Source organism: Isoptericola dokdonensis DS-3 (assembly GCF_001636295.1).
GTDB lineage: Bacteria > Actinomycetota > Actinomycetes > Actinomycetales > Cellulomonadaceae > Isoptericola > Isoptericola dokdonensis.
Genome location: NZ_CP014209.1, coordinates 1,695,583 through 1,713,392 on the forward strand (window position 1 = coordinate 1,695,583; position 17,810 = coordinate 1,713,392).

Here is a 17,810-nt window from a genome sequence, read left to right on the forward strand (position 1 = left end):
CTGCCGCCGTCGTCGGCGCTGACTCGTGCGTCCGTGCGCTGACTCGACGGCCGGTGCGCTGACTCGACGGGCCGGTGCGCTGACTCGCGAGTCAGCGCTGGTCGGCGCGAGTCAGCGCTGGTCGGCGCGAGTCAGCGCTGGTCGGCGCGAGTCAGCGCTGGGCGGCGCCAGTCAGCGCAAGGACCGACGACGTCAGGCCGGGAGCAGGGCGGAGAGGTCGACGCCGGCCCAGCGGTCGCCGACGGCGCGCAGCGTCGCGTGTCGGGTGCCCGCCTCGGGGTTCTCCGTGTCGACGTCACCGCCCCGGGGCCGCTGGAGGTCGATCTCGAGGCGGTCCTCGGTGAGCGCCTCGGCAAGCCCCCGGCCCCACTCGACGACGGTGACGGACTCGTCGAGGGACGAGTCGAGGTCGAGCGCGTCGAGCTCGTCGAGGCTGCCGAGCCGGTACGCGTCGACGTGGACCAGCGCCGGGCCGCGGGTGCCGTCCTCGCGGGGCAGGGGCGGGTGCTCGCGGGCGACGATGAACGTCGGGGACGCGACCTGGCCGCGGATGCCGAGCGCGGCGCCGAGGCCCTGGGTGAGGGTGGTCTTGCCGGCGCCGAGGTCGCCGGTGAGGATGACGAGGTCCCCGGCGCGCAGCACGCCCGCGAGGGCCGCGCCGAGCGCACGGGTGGTGTCCGCCTCGGGCAGGTCGATGGTCACGGCGTCGCTCACTCGTGGTCTCCTTCGTGGACGTGCACCCGGGGCACGCGGGCTCCCAGGCGGGTGACGATCTCGTAGCTGATGGTGCCGGCGGCGTCGGCCCAGTCCTGCGCGTTCGGCACGGTGGCGCCGTCCGCGACGCCGTCGGACGCGCCGAAGAGCGTGACGACGTCACCTTCGCGCTCGACGGCGTCCGGGCCGAGGTCGAGCACCATCTGGTCCATGCAGACCCGCCCGACGACGCGCAGCACGCGGGCGGCGTCACCGGAGCCGACGGCGACGGGCCCGCCCGGTCCGGCGGTGCCGCCGGACGCGTGCCGCGGGATGCCGTCGCCGTACCCGAGGGGCACGAGCCCCACGCGGGTGTCCCGCGGCGTCGTGTAGAGGTGGCCGTAGGACACGCCCTCCCCCGCCGGGACGTCCTTGACCTGGGCGAGCCGCGCCTGGAGCGTCATCGCGGGCCGCAGCCCGAAGTCGCCCGGCGTGCCCAGCAGCGGCCCCGGGGAGAACCCGTAGACGGAGATGCCGGGCCGCACCAGGTCGAGGTGCAGGTCGGGGCGGGTGAGCGTGGCGGCGGAGTTCGCGAGATGCCGCACCGAGGGCCGGAGCCCGGCCTCGTGCAGGACGTCGGTGGCGGCGGCGAAGGCCGTCGCCTGCCGGTCGACCGACGGGTGGCCGGGCTCGTCGGCCGCCGCGAGGTGCGACATCAGCCCGACGACCTGCACCGTGCCCGCGGCCTCCAGGTCGGCCAGACGGCGGGCCACGTCCGGCAGCGCTGCCGGAGCGACACCGTTGCGGGACAGCCCCGTGTCGACCTTGACGTGCACGCGGGCGGGACGTCCGGCGGCGCGCGCCCCCGCGGCGACCTCGTCCACCGACCACGGCGCCGCGACCGTCACATCGACGTCGGCGGCGACCAGCGCGGCGAACGGCGCACCGGGAGCGAGCAGCCAGACCAGCAGCGGCACGTCGACGTCGCGCAGCCCGGCGCGCAGCGCCAGCGCCTCCTCGGCCGTCGCCACACCCAGCCACGACGCACCGCCCGCGAGCGCCGCCCGCGCGACGGGGAGCATGCCGTGCCCGTACCCGTCGGCCTTGACCACCGCCATGACGGCCGCCGTCGGCGCGTGCCCCCGCAGGGCGCGCACGTTGTGGGTGACGGCGGCGAGGTCCACGACGGCGCGCGCCGTGGTGCCGGCGGCGAAGGGCGGGATGGTCACGGCTGCGATTCTCTCACCCTGTCCGCCGGCCAGGCCGCGAGTCGCCGCTGCGACGTGAACGTGCGGGGACGGCCGGTGAGCGGGTCGTCGAACGTCAGCGAGCGGGCCAGGAGCTGCAAGGGCACGCCGTCCGGCCCGGCCGCGCCGTCGTCGTCGTCGAGCAGGACGGGCCAGAACGGGTCGCCGAGGATCGGCAGGCCGAGCGACGCGAGGTGCAGACGGAGCTGGTGGGTCTTGCCGGTGCGGGGCTCGAGCCGGTACAGGCCGAGGCCGCGCGCCTCGTCGCGGGCGACGAGGTCGACGCGCGACTCGGCGTTGGGCTCGCCGGGCACCTCCTGGGCGCGGACGACGCCGCGCTCCTTGACGATGCGGGACCGCACCAAGCGCGGGAACGCGTCGTCGCCGGGCGCGGGCAGGGGCGCGACGGCCTCGTACACCTTGGCCGCCCGGCGCTCCTGGAACAGCGTCTGGTAGGCGCCGCGCACCTGCGGTCGCACCGTGAGGACGAGCACCCCGGCGGTGGGGCGGTCGAGACGGTGGGCGGGGACGAGGTCCGGCAGGTCGAGGGTGCGACGCAGGTGGACGAGCAGGGTCTGCGTCACCCAGCGGCCGCGCGGCATGGTGGCGACCAGGTGCGGCTTGTCCACGACCAGCAGGTCGTCGTCGCGGTGCAGCACGGTGACGTCCGCGAGCGCCGGGACCGTCGGTTCGGCGTCGGGCGGGTCGCGGTACAGGTAGAGGAAGCCGCGCGGCGCGTACGGCGTCGCCGCGGTGACGGGCGTGCCGTCGCCGGTGACCACCTCGCCGGCGGCGACCTTCTCGTGCAGGCGGGGTGCGTCGTCGGGGAACCGGGCCAGCAGCCAGCCGAGCGCCGTGGGGTGCGCGGCGACGGTCGCGTCGTCGTGCGGGAGCACCAGGCGGGTCGGGTTGAGCCCGTCACGCACCGGCAGGGGTGGGACGTGCACGGCCGGGCCACGACGGCCCGACGGCGGGGACGACGACGGGAGGGGCACGTCGCCATTGTCGCGCGCCGTCGCCCGGGAACCGGAGTCGGCCCCTTGACCAGCACCGACGATGGGCGAGGATGAGGCCATGGACCTCTACGACATCGAGTTCGACCGCATGGACGGCACGAAGGCCAGCCTCGCGGAGCACCGCGACGACGTGGTGATGGTGGTCAACGTGGCCTCCCGCTGCGGCCTCACGCCGCAGTACGAGACGCTCGAGAAGCTGCAGCAGCTGTACGGCGAGCGCGGGTTCACCGTCGTCGGGTTCCCCTCGAACCAGTTCCTCCAGGAGCTGTCCACCGACGACAAGATCGCGGAGTTCTGCTCCACGACGTACGGCGTCAGCTTCCCGGTGGTGTCCAAGGTGAAGGTCAACGGCCGGAACGCGCACCCGCTGTACGCCGAGCTCACCAAGACCCCCGACGCGAGCGGCCACGACGGCCGCATCCGCTGGAACTTCGAGAAGTTCCTCGTCCTGCCCGGCGGCGAGGTGCGCCGCTACTCGCCGCGCACCGTCCCCGACGCCCCGGAGATCATCCAGGCGATCGAGGGGCACCTGCCGCGCTGACGCGGGGTACCACCGCAGCGCCGGACCCGGTCGACGTGGCCGGGTCCGTCCGTGCCAGGCGACACCCGACGGCGTCCAGCCCGGCGGTCAGCCCGGCGAGGACGTCGGCGGGCAGCCCGGCGACCAGGGCTTCCTCGTGTGCGAGCAGCTCCCGCACCACCCGGTCGACCCGTGCCCGCCCGGCAGGGGTGAGCCGCACGGCCACGGCACGGGGACCGGCGTCGGACGCCCCGCGGCTCACCAGGCCGTCGTCCTCCGCCCGCGCCACGCGCTGGCTGATCGCTCCCGCCGAGACGAGGCACTGCGCGGCGAGCTCACGGGTGGTGAGCGTCCACGGGTCCCCGGCACGCCGCAACGTGCTGAGCAGGTCGAGCGTGGCCGCGTCCGTGCCGAGCCGGGTCAGCGTGCGGCGGCGGTCGTCGTCGAGGAGCTTGGCGACGCGGCGCAGCGGGGTGATGACGCCGATGCTCGCCGTCGGCACCCCGGGCAGCTCGCGCTGCCAGGCGGCGGAGATCTGGGCGGGCGTTGGCCGCGTGCCGCCCGTGCCGCCCGTGCCGCCGGTGTGGTCCTGGTTCATCCCGACCTCCTGTGTTTAGATCTAAACATAGGAGGTTCCCCATGTCTCGCACCGTTCTCGTCACCGGCGGCTCCGGCGGCATCGGCCGCGCCGTCGTCCGCTCCTTCGTCTCCGCCGGGGACGACGTCCACCTCACCGGCCGGCACCACGCCTCGCTCGACGTCGCGGCTGCCGAGACCGGCGCCACCGGGCATGCCTGCGACGTCGCCGACCCGGACGACGTCGTGAGGCTCGCCGCCCACGTCGGACCGGTCGACGTCCTCGTGGCAACCGCCGGCGGCAACACCGACTTCGACGCCCCACCCGGCGAGTCCCTCTCCGACGTCGCCCGCTCCTGGCGCGCGAACCTCGACGCCAACCTGCTCAGCACCGTCCTCGTCGTGACCGCGGTCGCGCCGACCATGCCCTCCGCCGGCACGATCGTCACGGTCGGCTCCATCGGCGCGGAGTACGCGGGCACCTCGTACGGCGTCGCGAAGGCCGCCGTCCAGGCCTGGACGGCCGGCCTCTCCGCACGGGTCGGCCCGCGCGGCATCACCGCCAACTGCGTCGCGCCCGGCTACGTCGCGGACACGGGCTACTTCAAGGGCCGGCTGACCGACCAGCGCCGCGAGTCGCTGATCGCCTCCACGCACGACCGGCGGGCCGGACGCCCGGAGGACATCGCAGCGCTGGTCGAGTTCCTCGCCTCCCCCGGCGCCCGGCACGTCACCGGCCAGACGCTGCACGTCGACGGCGGTGCGTTCACGACACGCTGACCCCCGGCCGCAGGTCGGCCGTCATGAGCAGCCCGACACCCCCGGCGAACGGCACCCGGTGGAACGACGACGCCCGTGCCACCTCGCGAAAGCCCCACCGCCGGTGCAGCTCGATCGACGCCGTGTTCGCGGCGTTGACGAGGTAGTGGACGGCGGCGGTGCGCGGGGCGAGCCAGGCCAGCCGAGCCTCGGTGAGCGCGGCCCCGACCCCCTGCCGCCGGTGCTCGGGGGCCACCGTCACACCGCCGAGGTAGTGCCCGGCGGGCGCGGGGCCGTCGGCGTCCGGGTAGAGGTGCGTCTTGGCCCAGCCGACGACCTCGCCGTCGACGACCGCGACGACCACGGTCCGCCCGGGGTCGAGGATCGCCGCCCGCACCGACTCGATCTGCACGGAGCGTTCCGCGGCCTGCTCGACCCGCTCGACCGCGGCCAGGTCCGCGACGGTCGCGGTGCGCACCCCACAGGCCTCCTGGGGGCCCGGGGTCACGGTGCGGCCCGGAGCGTGAGCAGGTCCGCGACGGTGCCGGGCACGGCGTCGGCGACGTCCAGCGCGGTGACCGGTCCTCCGGGGGTCGCCCGCTCAGCGGCGAGGCCGTGCACGAGCGCCGCGGCGGCCGCGACCTCGGCGGCGAGCGCCGGGTCGGCGACGACGGCGGCGGCCCGCCCGGCGAGCATCGCGCCGAGGATCCCGGCAAGGACGTCCCCGGCACCGGCGGTGCCGAGCCAGGCGGGGGCGTCCGCCTGGGCGTAGACGACGCCGGGGCCGACGACGACGGTGACCGCGCCCTTGAGCAGGACGGTCGCGCCGGTGAGCTCGTGGGCGCGGCGGGTCCACCGCAGGGGTTCCGCCTCGACGTCGGCCCGGTGCACGTCGACGCCGTGACGACGCAGCACGGTCCGCAGCTCCCCGGCGTGCGGGGTGAGGACGAACCAGGGCGGGCACCTCTCCTCGACGAGGCCGAGCCCGCCGGCGTCGAGGACGGCGGGCACCGGGCCGCGGGACAGCCCGGCGAGCTCGCCGCGCGCGGCGGCGAGGCCGGCCCGGCCGCGGGCGGTCTGCCCGTCGTCGGCGTCGTCGGCCGCGGGCGGGACCCCGGGCCCGACCACCCACGACTGGACGCGCCCGGGGGCGGTGACGACCTCGGGGCGGGCCGCGAGCACCGCGCGGGCTACGACGTCCGAGCCGCGGTAGCGCACCATCCCCGCGCCGGTGCGGGCGGCGGCGGTGGTCGCGAGCACGGCCGCCCCGGGATAGGTGGCGGTCCCGGCGACGACGCCGACGACGCCGCGCGTGTACTTGTGGTCCGCGGGGCCGGGGACGGGCCAGGCGGCCGCGACGTCCTCGGCGGCGAGCCGCCGCACGGCCGGGGCACCCGCCAGGTGCAGCCCGATGTCGACGACGCTGATGTCGCCCACCAGGTGCGCGGCCGGGGGCAGCAGGAGCCCGGGCTTGGCGGCGCCGAAGGTCACCGTCCGGTCGGCGCGCAGCACGGGACCGGGGACGGTGCCGTCGTCGACGCCGATCCCGGACGGGACGTCGACCGCCACGACCCAGGGCCTGCCGGTCACCGGGCCATGGTCAGCGGGGCCACCCGTCGCGTCGCCGGGCACGCCGGGCAGCCCGTCGGCGACCAGGGCTCGCACGACGTCGCCCCCCGTCCCCCGCAGCGGCCCGCACGCACCGATCCCGACGAGCCCGTCGAGCACGACGTCGGCCCCGGCGACGTCATGGACCACGGACCGGACCCGTCCGGCATCGGAGGCGACGTCCACCGTGCGCCCGCCGGCGGCGCGCAGCGCGGCGAGCCCGCCGTCGTGCACCCGCTCGGCCGCCAGGACCGCGACGACCGCCAGCCCGCGGCGCGCGAGGTGCGCGCCCGCGTGCAGCGCGTCGCCGCCGTTGTTGCCCGCCCCCGCCAGGACGACCACGTGCGCGCCGCGGACGGACCGTCGTCGGGCCCGCAGGTCCGCCAGGACCGTGGTCGCCAGCGCGAACGCGGCCCTCTCCATGAGCGGCACCCCCGCGGCCAGCAGCGGCTCCTCGGCGGCGCGGACGTCGGTCGCGGACCAGGCACGGATCATGGGGCCGATCCTCCCCCGCCAGGCGCGCTCGCGCAGTCAGGGGAATAGGGTCGAGGCATGCGATTCGGACTCTTCATCCCGCAGGGCTGGCGGATGTCGCTCACCGACGTCCCCCCGGAGCAGCACTGGGAGACGATGCTCTCCCTCCTCCACTACGCCGACAACGCCGCGTCCGGGGAGGCGGTCCCGGGCGGCGACTGGGCGTGGGACTCGGTCTGGGTGTACGACCACTTCCACACCGTCCCCGTGCCGAGCACCGAGGCGACGCACGAGGCGTGGTCGCTCATGGCGGCGTTCGCGGCGTCGTCGCAGCGCGTCAAGCTGGGCCAGATGTGCACCTGCATGGCGTACCGCGAGCCGACCTACCTCGCGAAGGTCGCGTCCACGGTGGACGCCATCTCCGGGGGCCGCGTCCAGATGGGCATCGGTGCCGGCTGGTACGAGCACGAGTGGCGCGCGTACGGCTACGGCTTCCCGACGGCGGGCGAGCGCCTGCGTGCCCTCGACGAGGGCGTGCAGATCATGACGCGCATGTGGCGCACCGGCTCGTCGGGCAGGTTCGACGGCGAGCGGTACCAGGTCGACGGGGCGCTGTGCTACCCGCAGCCGCTGCAGCAGCTCCCGGTCGGCGACGGGGGTGCGGCGGTGCCGAGCATCCCGCTGTGGATCGCCGGCGGGGGCGAGAAGAAGACGCTCCGCATCGCCGCGCAGCACGCCCAGTACACGAACTTCGCGGGCCGGCCCGACGAGTTCGACCACAAGTCCCGCATCCTCGCGGACCACTGCCGCGACCTGGGGCGGGACGTCGACGAGATCACCCGGTCCGCCAACTACAACGTCGTCATCGGCGAGAACCAGGCCGAGGTCGACGACAAGCTCGCGTGGATCGAGGCGCACTACACGAAGCACGTCTCCGCCGAGCGGGGCGCGCAGGAGGTCGAGAGCTGGCGCAACGGGCCGCTCGTCGGCACGCCCGAGCAGATCGCCGAGACCCTCACCGACCTCAAGGCCCGTGGCATGACGTACGCGATCACCTACTTCGCGAACGCGGCCGCCGACCGCGACCAGATCGAGCTCTTCCAGCGCCAGGTCGTCCCCCACCTCCAGGACTGACCGCTCCCCGCCGGGCATGCGACGAGGGCCCGTCCGCTGCGGCGGACGGGCCCTCGTCGCACGGGCGGCACCGAAGGGGGTCAGCCTTCGGCGACCACCATCGCCGAGGCGATGCCGGCGTCGTGCGAGATCGACAGGTGCCAGTGCTTCACGCCGAGCTCGTCGGCGCGTGCCTGCACCGTCCCGCGCAGCTCGACCTGCGGGGGCCCGCCGACCACGCGGTGCACGGTGGCGTCGTGCCAGTGCATCGTCCCGGGGGCGCCGAGCGCCTTGGCGATCGCCTCCTTGGCGGCGAACCGGGCCGCCAGGGACGACGCCGGCAGGTCACGTTCGACCTCCGTGAAGAGCTTCTCCCGCAGTCGCGGCGTCCGCTCGAGGGTCGCCATGAAGCGCTCGACGTCGACGACGTCGATCCCCACCCCGACGATCATCCGCGCACCCCTCTGCGTCCTGCGGTGGCGGTCGAGGTCACTCGACGGTGACGGACTTGGCCAGGTTGCGCGGCTGGTCGACGTCGAGGCCCTTGGCGGACGCCAGCGCCATCGCGAAGATCTGCAGCGGGACGACGGCGAGCAGCGGCTGGAGCAGGGACGGCGCCTGCGGGATCCAGAAGATCTCGTCGGCGTACGCGCGCACCGCGTCGTCGCCGTCCTCGGCGATGACGAGGGTGCGGGCACCGCGGGCGCGGATCTCCTGGATGTTCGACACCATCTTGGAGTGCAGCTGGTCGCGGCCGCGCGGCGACGGCACGACGACGAACACGGGCTGCCCCTCGTCGATGAGCGCGATGGGGCCGTGCTTGAGCTCGCCCGCGGCGAAGCCCTCCGCGTGGATGTACGCGAGCTCCTTGAGCTTCAGCGCACCCTCCATCGCGACGGGGTAGCCGACGTGCCGGCCGAGGAACAGCACCTTGTCGGCGTCCTTCATGGAGCGTGCGGTGGCCCGCACGTACTCGCCGCGCTCGATGACGGTCTGGACCTTGCGGGCCATGTCCCGCAGCTCGTCCATGATCTGCGTGACCTCGTCGGGGTACTTGTTGCCGCGCAGCTGCGCGAGGTAGAGCCCGAGGACGTACGCGGCGGTGATCTGCGCGAGGAACGCCTTGGTGGACGCCACGGCGATCTCGGGGCCGGCGTGCGTGTAGAGCACGGCGTCGGACTCGCGCGGGATGGTGGAGCCGTTGGTGTTGACGATCGCGAGGACCTTGGCGCCCTGCTCGCGGGCGTGGCGGACGGCCATGAGGGTGTCCATCGTCTCGCCGGACTGCGAGATCGCCACGACGAGGGTGCGCTCGTCCACGATGGGGTCGCGGTAGCGGAACTCGTGGGCGAGCTCGACCTCGACGGGGATGCGGCACCAGTGCTCGATGGCGTACTTGGCGACGTGCCCGGCGTAGGCGGCGGTGCCGCACGCGATGACGATGATCTTGTCGACGCTGCGCAGCACGGACTCGTCGATGCGGAGGTCGTCGAGCACGATCCGGCCCGCGGTGTCGGTCCGGCCCAGCAGGGTGTCGGCGACGGCGTGCGGCTGGTCGTGGATCTCCTTGTCCATAAAGGACTCGAAGCCGCCCTTCTCGGCGGCGGCGGCGTCCCAGTCCACGGTGAACCGGCGGCCCTCGGCAGGGTTGCCGTCGAAGTCCGACACCTCGACGGAGCCCGGGGTGATGGTGACGATCTGGTCCTGACCGAGCTCCAGGGCCTCCTTGGTGTGCTCGACGAACGCGGCGACGTCGGACCCGAGGAAGTTCTCCCCCTCACCGATCCCGACGACGAGCGGCGAGTCGTGCCGCGCGCCCACCACCGTGTCGGGGGCGTCGGCGTGCACGGCGAGCAGCGTGAACGTGCCGTCGAGCCGGCGGGCCGTGGCGGCCATCGCGGCGGTCAGGTCACCGGCGGCGCGGTACTCGCGGGCGAGGAGCTGGGCGGCGACCTCGGTGTCGGTGTCCGACAGGAAGACGGCACCGTCGGCCGCGAGCTCGGCGCGCAGCTCGCTGAAGTTCTCGATGATCCCGTTGTGGATGACGGCGAGGCGGTCGTCGTCCGCGAGGTGCGGGTGCGCGTTGACGTCCGTGGGCCCGCCGTGCGTCGCCCAGCGGGTGTGCCCGATGGCGGCGGTCGCGTCGGGCAGCGGGTGCGCGGCGATCTCCGAGACGAGGTTGTCGAGCTTGCCGGCCTTCTTCGCGAAGGCGGCCTGCGCGCTCCCCGGGCCGACGAGCGCGACGCCCGCCGAGTCGTACCCCCGGTACTCGAGACGCTTGAGGCCCGCGAGCGCGACCTCCAGCGGGCGCACGGAGGCGAGACGCTCCGCGTCCACCGCTTCGGACGAACCCAGGCCTGCTCCGGCGTAGCCGACGATCCCACACATGCCGAGGAGTCTACCGAGCCTGCGACACGTTCCGACGTGCCCCTGTCCGGCCCTCCGACCGCCCCCGCAGACCTGCGGGCTTGCGCCCGGTACCCCGGCCTCGGGCAGAATCGGCGGGTGACCCTTGCCAGCGCGTCCTCCTCGTCGGGCGCCGACACCCCGGTGACCGCGCCGAACCCGCTGGTCGAGCACCTGTCCCGGTTCGCGCCCGCCTCCCCGTACGTCGACTTCGACCGGGCCGCGTGGAGCCGCCTGTCCGAGCAGACGCCGCTCCCGCTGACCGACGCGGACGTCGAGCGGCTGCGGGGCCTGGGCGACCCCATCGACCTCGCGGAGGTCGACGCCGTCTACCGGCCGCTGTCCCGGCTGCTCAACCTGTACGTGCGGGCGACCGCCGGGCTGCACCGGGCGACGTCGACGTTCCTCGGCGAGGACCCGCCCCGCACCCCGTACGTCATCGGTGTCGCCGGGTCGGTTGCCGTCGGCAAGTCGACGACGGCGCGCGTGCTGCGCGAGATGATGGCGCGCTGGCCGGACACCCCGAACGTCGAGCTCATCACGACCGACGGGTTCCTCCACCCCAACGCGGAGCTGGCGCGCCGCGGGCTCATGGACCGCAAGGGCTTCCCCGAGTCGTACGACCGCCGCGCGCTCATCCGGTTCCTGTCGAAGGTCAAGGCGGGGCAGGCGGAGGTCCGGGCACCGGTCTACTCGCACGTCGTCTACGACATCGTGCCCGGCGAGGAGCAGGTCGTGCACCGCCCGGACGTCCTCATCGTCGAGGGGCTCAACGTGCTGCAGCCCGCCCGCCCGGCGACGTCGGACGGCACGACGCTCGCCGTGAGCGACTTCTTCGACTTCTCCATCTACGTCGACGCGCGCACCCGCAACGTGCGCCAGTGGTACGTCGACCGGTTCCTCAAGCTGCGGCGGACGGCGTTCAGCCGCCCCGAGTCGTACTTCCGCCGCTACGCCGACCTGTCCGACGCGGAGGCGACGGAGCGGGCGCTGAGCATCTGGGAGTCGATCAACGCCCCGAACCTGGAGCAGAACGTGCTGCCCACCCGGGGGCGGGCGACGCTCGTCCTGACCAAGGGCGCCGACCACTCCGTCCAGCGGGTGCGGCTGCGCAAGCTCTGAGGCTCAGCGGGTAGCGTCCTCGGTCGCGGCGGCCTCGGCCACCGCCTCGGCCGCGGCCGCGTCGACGTCCTTCTCCGTGGGGAGCGGCGCGTGCTCGCGCATCTCCTCCAGGACCTCCTCGCGCGGCGTGAAGATCTGCACCACCCGGTCGACGAGCACGCCGAGCACGCCGCCGCCGATCACGCCGACGACCATCGCCAGGAGCGGGTCGTGGCCGAGCGCCTCGGCCGCCACCAGGCCGATCGCCGTCGAGTAGCCGACCCACAGGACCGCCGCGATGGCGGAGAACGTCGTGAAGCGCCGCTGCGGGTACCCCACGGCGCCGGCGGTCATGTTGACCGCGACGCGACCCACGGGGATGTACCGGGCGGCGATGATGAAGACGGCACCACGCCGCGACAGGGCGCGCCGCGCCCACGAGACCGCCTTGCGGCCGCGGGCCGAGCGGAGCATCCCGATGCGTTCGGTGCCGAACCTCCGGCCGAGCATGTAGGCGACCTGGTCGCCGAGCCAGGCACCGATGCCGGCGATCGGGGCGATCAGCCAGATCCACGGCACCCCGGACGCCTCCGCGGAGATCACCAGGGTGACGAGCACCGACTCGCTGGGCACGGGCGGGAAGAACCCGTCGATGAACGCCGAGGCGAACATCGCGGGATAGATCCACAGGGACGCGGCGACGTCCAGGATCCAGGCCTCGACCTGGTCGAGCATCGCGGTCAGTCCCAGCACGCAGTCCTCGGTTCGTCCGCCGGGACGGACCCGGCTGCGGGTGGCACCGTGCGGTGCCTGGGACCAGCGTAGGGGGCGACGGGCCGCTCGCCGTATCGGGGATGTCCCGGGTCGTCCCCTGAACAGCCAACGTTCACAGAGGTTTCACCCCGGCAGCACGACGCCGTCAGGGCAGAGCGAAGCCCAGCCCGGCCGCGGCGGGCGCCGGGTCGGGGGTGCCGGCCCAGAACCGCACCATGTTGTCGTTCGAGGTGAGCGAGCGCGTCTCCGCGCCGTCGAGGTACAGGCGCCCGCCGAGGTGGTCGGTCTCGTGCTGCACGATGCGGGCGGACCATCCGGTCAGGACGTCGTCGAACGGCACCCCGTGCTCGTCCTGACCCGTGAGGCGCACCCGGCGGGGACGGGCGACGACGGCCTGCCAGCCGCTGACCGACAGGCAGCCCTCGAAGAACGCCACGGACACCGGCCCGGCGTCGTCCGCCGGGAGCGGCTCGTACCGCGGGTTGACGAGCACCCGGAACCCGAGGTCCGCGCGCTCGCGCGGGTCGCCCGGGAGCCCGCGGTCCTCGCAGACGGCGAGCGCGAGCCCCAGACCGACCTGCGGCGCGGCGAGGCCCACGCCGGGAGCGGCGTGCATGGTGCGTCGCATCGCCTCGACCAGCCGGGGCAGCTCGTCACCGAGCTGGCCCGTGTACGGGGCGGCCGGGGTGCGCAGCACCGGGTCGCCCGCCTGCACGATCGGCAGCACGCCCGGCTGCTCGGGCCGCGCGAACGCGACGTCGAGCAGGTCCGCCACCGCGTCGCGCAGCTCCGGCACGACGCCGCCCGTCCACCCGGTCACAGGGCCAGCCGCTCCCGCACCACGGCGGCGAGGGTCTCCGCGACGCCGTCGGCCTGCGTCTGCGTCGCCGCCTCCACCATCACGCGCACGACCGGCTCCGTGCCGGACGGGCGCAGCAGCACGCGGCCGGTGTCGCCCAGCAGCGACTCCGCGTGCGCGACGGCGGCGAGGACCCCGTCGTCGTCGCCCGCCCGGGAGCGGTCGACGCCCTTGACGTTGACGAGGGTCTGGGGCAGGCGCGGGATCTCGGCGGCGAGGTCGGCGAGACGCCGGCCCGACGCCTTCACCCGGGCGGCCAGGTGCAGCGCGGTGAGGATGCCGTCCCCGGTGGTGGCGTGCTCGGCCAGGATGATGTGACCGGACTGCTCGCCGCCGAGCCCGAACCCGCCCGCGCGCATCGCCTCCAGGACGTAGCGGTCGCCGACGCCGGTCTGCAGCGTCGCGATGCCCGCCTTCTTCATGGCGAGCAGCAGACCGAGGTTGCTCATCACCGTCACCACGAGGGTGTCGCCGGTGAGGCGCCCCTCGTCCTTCAGGGCCTTGGCGAGGATGCCGAGGATCTGGTCGCCGTCGACGAGCACGCCGCCGTGGTCCACCGCGAGACAGCGGTCCGCGTCACCGTCGAACGCGACGCCGAAGTCGGCCTCGGCCGCCACGACGACCGCCTGGAGCTGCTCCGGGTGGGTGGAGCCCGCCTTCTCGTTGATGTTCCGGCCGTCGGGGCTCGCGTTGATGACGACGACGTCGGCACCCGCCGCGCGCAGCGCCTCCGGCCCGATCTGGCTCGCGGCACCGTTCGCCGCGTCCACGGCGATGCGCAGGCCCTCCAGCGGGCGGTGGTCCGCCGTCGTGCCGATGCTGGCGGTGAGGTGGTCGACGTACTGCTGGGCGGCGATGCCGGTGTCGGTCCGCATGCGGCCGACCTCGGCACCGACCGGCAGCTCGCGCTGCACGTGCAGGTGCTGCTCGATCTCGTCCTCGACCTGGTCGTCGAGCTTGAGCCCGCCGCGCGCGAAGAACTTGATGCCGTTGTCCGGCATCGCGTTGTGCGACGCCGACACCATGACCCCGAGATCGGCGTGCATCGCCCCGACCAGGTAGGCCAGCGCGGGCGTGGGCACCACGCCCAGGTTGACGACGTCGACGCCGGCGCTCGCCAGACCCGCCGCGACCGCCGCCGACAGGAACTCGCCGGACACCCGCGGGTCCCGGGCGACCACGGCACGCGGCCGGTGCGTCGCGCCCTCGTCACCGGCACCGAGCACGTGCGCCGCGGCGCTGCCCAGGTCGAGCGCGAGGGCCGCGGTCACGTCCCGGTTCGCCAGGCCACGGACCCCGTCCGTGCCGAAAAGTCGTCCCATCAGCTGTCCTCCTCGTCGGGCACCCGGTCGATCGGAGTGCCGCTGCGAACCGCTCGTCGTCGGAGCGGAGGTCCGGGCACCCGCCCGGACGGCCCGGGGCGACACGGCCCCGGACGCGCGGACGGCCCCGCCGGAACGAGTTCCGACGGGGCCGTGCGCCAAGCACTGAGGATCAGCGCTTCGAGTACTGCGGAGCCTTGCGGGCCTTCTTGAGACCGGCCTTCTTGCTCTCCACCGCACGCGGGTCACGCGTGAGGAAGCCGGCCTTCTTCAGGGCGGCACGGTTCGCGTCACGGTCGATCTCGTTCAGCGCACGGGAGATCCCGAGGCGCAGCGCGCCGGCCTGGCCGGAGGGGCCACCGCCGGTGATGCGGGCGATGACGTCGAAACGGCCCTCGACCTCGACCAGCTTCAGCGGGTCGTTGACGAGCTGCTGGTGCACCTTGTTCGGGAAGTAGTCCTCGAGGGTGCGACCGTTGATCGTCCACTGGCCGGAGCCGGGGACGAGGCGCACGCGCGCCACGGCCTCCTTGCGACGGCCCAGCGCCTGCCCGGGGGCAGTGATGGACTGACCGCCGTTGGCCACGGGGGCAGCGGTCTCGGTGGTGTAGTTGCTGGGCGTGTTCTCGTCCAGCTCGGTGTCGACGGTGGTGTCAGCCACTGAAATTCCTTCGCTTCGCGTCTGGCAGCGGCTCAGGCCTGCTGCGAAACCTGGGTGATCTCGAACGGCTGGGGCTGCTGAGCCGCGTGCGGGTGCTCCGCGCCACGGTAGACCTTCAGCTTCTTGAGCTGGTCGCGCCCGAGCGTGTTCTTGGGGAGCATGCCCCGGACGGCCTTCTCGACGGCCCGCTCCGGGTTGTTGTCGAGCAGCTCGCCGTAGCTCACGGAGCGGAGCCCGCCCGGGTAGCCGGAGTGGCGGTAGGCCAGCTTCGTCTCGCGCTTGTTGCCGGACAGGGCGACCTTGTCCGCGTTGATGACGATGACGAAGTCACCGCCGTCGACGTGCGGAGCGAAGGTCGGCTTGTGCTTCCCGCGCAGGAGCGTGGCGACCTGGCTGGCCAGTCGGCCCAGGACGACGTCGGTAGCGTCGACGACGTGCCAGGTGGCCTGGACGTCGCCGGGCTTCGGGGTGTACGTACGCACTGTTGCGTCACCTTTTCGTGTTCGGAGTCGTCGGGCGAGAAGCGGCGCCCGATGAACAGGGTGTTGTGCGCGGGTATCTCCTGAGATGGCGTCCTGGCCTTGCGTCGTCGCAACGGTGGGAACGTGGACGACGCCGGACGCCGGAGGCATAGCACAACGGCTGTTCAGTCTAGCCGCACCGTTCGGCGAGGGTCAAAGCGACGTCGGTCACGTCCTGCCGGACCCGCGCCCGCGCCCGACCGGGCTTGCCCTCCAGGGTAACGGTCCGGGCTGCGGCACGGCGTCTCCGGGTGCACCGTAGAGAGATGAGCGACGACACCTCCGCCACCCGCCCCGACCCCGAGTGGGGCGCCGAGGGCGACACCGACCAGCTGCCCCACGAGGACACCCTGGACGACCGGGGGACGCGCGACCTGCTCGACGAGGGCTACTCGCCGCCCGAGCGCCCCCGCAAGAACCACTGGGGCGAGACCGCGTGGGAGGAGTCGGCCGGCGAGCCGCTCGACCAGCGTCTCGCCGCCGAGGAGCCGGACGAGTGGGACGTGCCCGACCGTCCCTCGGACGCCACCCGCGCCGGCCGGCTCGTCGAGGACGACGACGCGGACCCCGGGGCCGACGGCGGCCGCTCGAACGACCTGTACGGCACCGACGCGGGCGTCGACGGCGCCGGCGCGACCGCGGAGGAGGCCGCCGTCCACTGGATCGAGGAGCCCTGAGCCGTGTGGCGGTGACGGCGGCTGAGTGGCGGTGACGGCGGCTGAGTGGCGGTGACGGCGGCTGAGTGGCGGTGACGGCTGGGGGTGGGGTTCCGGGCGCGGTCGCGCTCACGGGCCCCAGGGGGCCCTCCGCTTCCGGTCTGACGACCGCGCCCGGAACCCCACCCCCAGCCTTCGCTCTCGTCGCCTGGCCGCTCCACGCGAGTCAGCGCTCGCCGGCGCCAGTCAGCGCACATCGGCGCCAGTCAGCGCACATCGGCGCCAGTCAGCGCACATCGGCGCGAGTCAGCACGGGCGCCGGTGACGTCACCGGACGACGCCCGACCGCATCGCCGAAGGACGGCGGAGGGTGCCGCGCGTCGTCGTCAACCCCGAAGTGGAGGGCCCCCTGGGGCCCGTGAACGCGACGACGCGCGGCACCCTCCGCCGTCCGGAACCCGACGCACGCCGACTGAACGAGGTTCGCGCTGACTCGCCGCACCCTGCGCTGACTCGCGCCGACGTGCGCTGACTCGCGTCGAGACCTGCGACCCCGCGGGGTCAGCGTGGTGGCGCGACCTCGTCGGCGGAGCGGCGAGCGCGGATGCGGGTGGCGCGGGCGGCGAGCTCGTCGTCGGGCGGGTAGTCGACCTTCTCGAGGGTGAGCCCGCGGGCGGGGGCGACCGCGGCCGCCGCGGAACGGTTCCGACCGGCGAGGACCTCCGCGGGTGCCTCCGGGCCGCGGCGCCCCTCCCCCACGGCGAGGGAGATGCCGACGAGGGCACGCACCATGGAGTGGCAGAACGCGTCCGCCACGACGGTGGCGACGACGAGCCCGGCGTCGGGCCCCGCGTCGGGGCGCTCCCAGGTGAAGCGGCTGAGCTCCCGGATGGTGGTGGCGCCGTCACGGGGCTTGCAGAACGCGGCGAAGTCGTGGAGGCCGAGCATCGGCTGGACCGCGGCGTCCATCGCGGCGGCGTCGAGGGGACGGCGGTTCCACAGCACCCACTCCCGGCGGAGCGGGTCGCGCAGCGCGTGGTCGTCGGCGATGCGATAGCGGTAGGTGCGGGCGGCGGCGGAGAACCGGGCGTCGAACCCGGCGGGTGCCTCGGCGGCACGGTGCACGACGACGTCGGGCGGCAGGACGCCGGCGAGGCGGTCGACGAGCGCACGGCCGGGCTCCCGGTCGGACCGGCCGGGCAGCGCTTCCCAGGGGCCCCGCGGCACGTCGACGTGGGCGACCTGGCCGCGGGCGTGCACCCCGGCGTCGGTGCGGCCGGCGACGGTGAGGCGGGGGGCCGCGGCCCCGGTGGGCCCGCTGCGCAGCACGGTGGCGAGGGCGTCCTCGAGGACGCCCTGCACGGTGCGCAGGCGCGGCTGGGCGGCCCAGCCGGCGAAGTGCGTGCCCGCGTAGGCCAGGTCGAGCCGCACGCGGACGTCGTCGGGTGCCGGGCCGTCCGGCGTCGGGGTGCTCATGGACCCATTGTCCCCGGATGATGGGGGC

Annotated in this window: 19 protein-coding genes; 5 read left to right on the forward strand and 14 right to left on the reverse strand. The window is 74.5% G+C overall.

Translation table 11 applies throughout. The annotated features are described in order from the left end of the window. Positions 1-192: 192 nt before the first annotated feature. Genes tsaE through I598_RS07915 form a run of 3 tightly spaced genes read right to left on the reverse strand, consistent with a single transcriptional unit; the run spans position 193 to position 2,935 of the window. Positions 193-714 carry a tRNA (adenosine(37)-N6)-threonylcarbamoyltransferase complex ATPase subunit type 1 TsaE gene (gene tsaE, locus I598_RS07905; protein WP_068202493.1) on the reverse strand — a complete coding sequence of 174 codons (522 nt, stop codon included), beginning with the start codon at positions 712-714 and terminating at the stop codon, positions 193-195. Continuing rightward, positions 711-1,922 carry an alanine racemase gene (alr, locus tag I598_RS07910; RefSeq protein WP_157557185.1) on the reverse strand — a complete coding sequence of 404 codons (1,212 nt, stop codon included), beginning with the start codon at positions 1,920-1,922 and terminating at the stop codon, positions 711-713. Before alr ends, tsaE begins: the two co-directional genes overlap by 4 nt. Continuing rightward, positions 1,919-2,935: a pseudouridine synthase gene (locus tag I598_RS07915; protein ID WP_232314295.1), complete on the reverse strand. Its 1,017-nt coding sequence runs from the start codon at positions 2,933-2,935 to the stop codon at positions 1,919-1,921. The genes alr and I598_RS07915 overlap by 4 nt, the downstream gene beginning before the upstream one ends. A 79-nt stretch (positions 2,936-3,014) precedes the next feature. Here I598_RS07915 and I598_RS07920 point away from each other — a divergent pair, with 79 nt between their 5' ends. Continuing rightward, positions 3,015-3,497 carry a glutathione peroxidase gene (locus I598_RS07920; protein WP_068202496.1) on the forward strand — a complete coding sequence of 161 codons (483 nt, stop codon included), beginning with the start codon at positions 3,015-3,017 and terminating at the stop codon, positions 3,495-3,497. Here the strand turns inward: I598_RS07920 and I598_RS07925 are convergent. Beyond that, positions 3,463-4,074, reverse strand: a complete 612-nt coding sequence (locus I598_RS07925; protein ID WP_083973050.1) for a MarR family winged helix-turn-helix transcriptional regulator — start codon at positions 4,072-4,074, stop codon at positions 3,463-3,465. The genes I598_RS07920 and I598_RS07925 overlap by 35 nt on opposite strands. A gap of 41 nt (positions 4,075-4,115) precedes the next feature. Between I598_RS07925 and I598_RS07930 the strand changes: the two genes are divergently transcribed. Then, on the forward strand, positions 4,116-4,832 hold the full coding sequence (locus I598_RS07930; RefSeq protein ID WP_068202497.1) for an SDR family NAD(P)-dependent oxidoreductase: 717 nt from the start codon (positions 4,116-4,118) through the stop codon (positions 4,830-4,832). Here the strand turns inward: I598_RS07930 and I598_RS07935 are convergent. Beyond that, positions 4,819-5,289, reverse strand: a complete 471-nt coding sequence (locus tag I598_RS07935; RefSeq protein ID WP_083973052.1) for a GNAT family N-acetyltransferase — start codon at positions 5,287-5,289, stop codon at positions 4,819-4,821. The genes I598_RS07930 and I598_RS07935 overlap by 14 nt on opposite strands. 26 nt (positions 5,290-5,315) lie before the next feature. Next, positions 5,316-6,914 carry an NAD(P)H-hydrate epimerase gene (locus tag I598_RS07940; protein ID WP_068202498.1) on the reverse strand — a complete coding sequence of 533 codons (1,599 nt, stop codon included), beginning with the start codon at positions 6,912-6,914 and terminating at the stop codon, positions 5,316-5,318. Between the two features lie 57 nt (positions 6,915-6,971). Here I598_RS07940 and I598_RS07945 point away from each other — a divergent pair, with 57 nt between their 5' ends. After that, positions 6,972-8,027 carry an LLM class F420-dependent oxidoreductase gene (locus tag I598_RS07945; protein WP_068202499.1) on the forward strand — a complete coding sequence of 352 codons (1,056 nt, stop codon included), beginning with the start codon at positions 6,972-6,974 and terminating at the stop codon, positions 8,025-8,027. Between the two features lie 80 nt (positions 8,028-8,107). On the opposite strand, the gene I598_RS07950 is transcribed toward I598_RS07945, so the two are convergent. Then, a complete protein-coding gene (locus tag I598_RS07950) occupies positions 8,108-8,458 on the reverse strand; it encodes a holo-ACP synthase (protein WP_068202500.1) in 351 nt (116 codons plus the stop codon). A 37-nt stretch (positions 8,459-8,495) separates the two neighbouring features. After that, positions 8,496-10,394 carry a glutamine--fructose-6-phosphate transaminase (isomerizing) gene (gene glmS / locus I598_RS07955; RefSeq protein ID WP_068202501.1) on the reverse strand — a complete coding sequence of 633 codons (1,899 nt, stop codon included), beginning with the start codon at positions 10,392-10,394 and terminating at the stop codon, positions 8,496-8,498. Between the two features lie 162 nt (positions 10,395-10,556). On the opposite strand from glmS, the gene coaA reads away from it, so the two are divergent. Next, positions 10,557-11,534 carry a type I pantothenate kinase gene (coaA, locus tag I598_RS07960; RefSeq protein ID WP_068202502.1) on the forward strand — a complete coding sequence of 326 codons (978 nt, stop codon included), beginning with the start codon at positions 10,557-10,559 and terminating at the stop codon, positions 11,532-11,534. A gap of 3 nt (positions 11,535-11,537) precedes the next feature. Here the strand turns inward: coaA and I598_RS07965 are convergent, their stop codons facing one another. The 5 genes from I598_RS07965 to rplM form a co-directional block, all read right to left on the reverse strand. Further along, positions 11,538-12,266 carry a DedA family protein gene (locus I598_RS07965; RefSeq protein ID WP_232314296.1) on the reverse strand — a complete coding sequence of 243 codons (729 nt, stop codon included), beginning with the start codon at positions 12,264-12,266 and terminating at the stop codon, positions 11,538-11,540. A gap of 166 nt (positions 12,267-12,432) precedes the next feature. Continuing rightward, the gene (locus I598_RS07970) at positions 12,433-13,107 is read right to left on the reverse strand and encodes a peptide deformylase (RefSeq protein WP_083973056.1); all 675 of its coding nucleotides are present in this window, start codon (positions 13,105-13,107) and stop codon (positions 12,433-12,435) included. Beyond that, a complete protein-coding gene (gene glmM, locus I598_RS07975) occupies positions 13,104-14,468 on the reverse strand; it encodes a phosphoglucosamine mutase (RefSeq protein ID WP_068202503.1) in 1,365 nt (454 codons plus the stop codon). Before glmM ends, I598_RS07970 begins: the two co-directional genes overlap by 4 nt. Positions 14,469-14,640: 172 nt before the next feature. After that, positions 14,641-15,129: a 30S ribosomal protein S9 gene (rpsI, locus tag I598_RS07980; protein WP_068202504.1), complete on the reverse strand. Its 489-nt coding sequence runs from the start codon at positions 15,127-15,129 to the stop codon at positions 14,641-14,643. A 32-nt stretch (positions 15,130-15,161) separates the two neighbouring features. Further along, a complete protein-coding gene (gene rplM, locus I598_RS07985; RefSeq protein WP_068202505.1) occupies positions 15,162-15,611 on the reverse strand; it encodes a 50S ribosomal protein L13 in 450 nt (149 codons plus the stop codon). A gap of 305 nt (positions 15,612-15,916) precedes the next feature. Between rplM and I598_RS07990 the strand changes: the two genes are divergently transcribed. Further along, the gene (locus I598_RS07990) at positions 15,917-16,327 is read left to right on the forward strand and encodes a DUF5709 domain-containing protein (protein ID WP_068202506.1); all 411 of its coding nucleotides are present in this window, start codon (positions 15,917-15,919) and stop codon (positions 16,325-16,327) included. A gap of 540 nt (positions 16,328-16,867) precedes the next feature. Here I598_RS07990 and truA read toward each other — a convergent pair. After that, positions 16,868-17,782: a tRNA pseudouridine(38-40) synthase TruA gene (gene truA, locus I598_RS07995; RefSeq protein ID WP_068202507.1), complete on the reverse strand. Its 915-nt coding sequence runs from the start codon at positions 17,780-17,782 to the stop codon at positions 16,868-16,870. Positions 17,783-17,810: the final 28 nt, after the last annotated feature.

What these genes read in the sequence shown, in the direction of transcription:
- I598_RS07920 (WP_068202496.1), top strand. Translation starts at nt 3,015, where the DNA reads ATGGACCTCTACGACATCGAGTTCGACCGCATGGACGGCACGAAGGCC.
- I598_RS07925 (WP_083973050.1), bottom strand. Translation starts at nt 4,074, where the DNA reads ATGAACCAGGACCACACCGGCGGCACGGGCGGCACGGGCGGCACGCGG.
- I598_RS07930 (WP_068202497.1), top strand. Translation starts at nt 4,116, where the DNA reads ATGTCTCGCACCGTTCTCGTCACCGGCGGCTCCGGCGGCATCGGCCGC.
- I598_RS07940 (WP_068202498.1), bottom strand. Translation starts at nt 6,914, where the DNA reads ATGATCCGTGCCTGGTCCGCGACCGACGTCCGCGCCGCCGAGGAGCCG.
- I598_RS07945 (WP_068202499.1), top strand. Translation starts at nt 6,972, where the DNA reads ATGCGATTCGGACTCTTCATCCCGCAGGGCTGGCGGATGTCGCTCACC.
- I598_RS07950 (WP_068202500.1), bottom strand. Translation starts at nt 8,458, where the DNA reads ATGATCGTCGGGGTGGGGATCGACGTCGTCGACGTCGAGCGCTTCATG.
- glmS (WP_068202501.1), bottom strand. Translation starts at nt 10,394, where the DNA reads ATGTGTGGGATCGTCGGCTACGCCGGAGCAGGCCTGGGTTCGTCCGAA.
- glmM (WP_068202503.1), bottom strand. Translation starts at nt 14,468, where the DNA reads ATGGGACGACTTTTCGGCACGGACGGGGTCCGTGGCCTGGCGAACCGG.
- I598_RS07990 (WP_068202506.1), top strand. Translation starts at nt 15,917, where the DNA reads ATGAGCGACGACACCTCCGCCACCCGCCCCGACCCCGAGTGGGGCGCC.
- truA (WP_068202507.1), bottom strand. Translation starts at nt 17,782, where the DNA reads ATGAGCACCCCGACGCCGGACGGCCCGGCACCCGACGACGTCCGCGTG.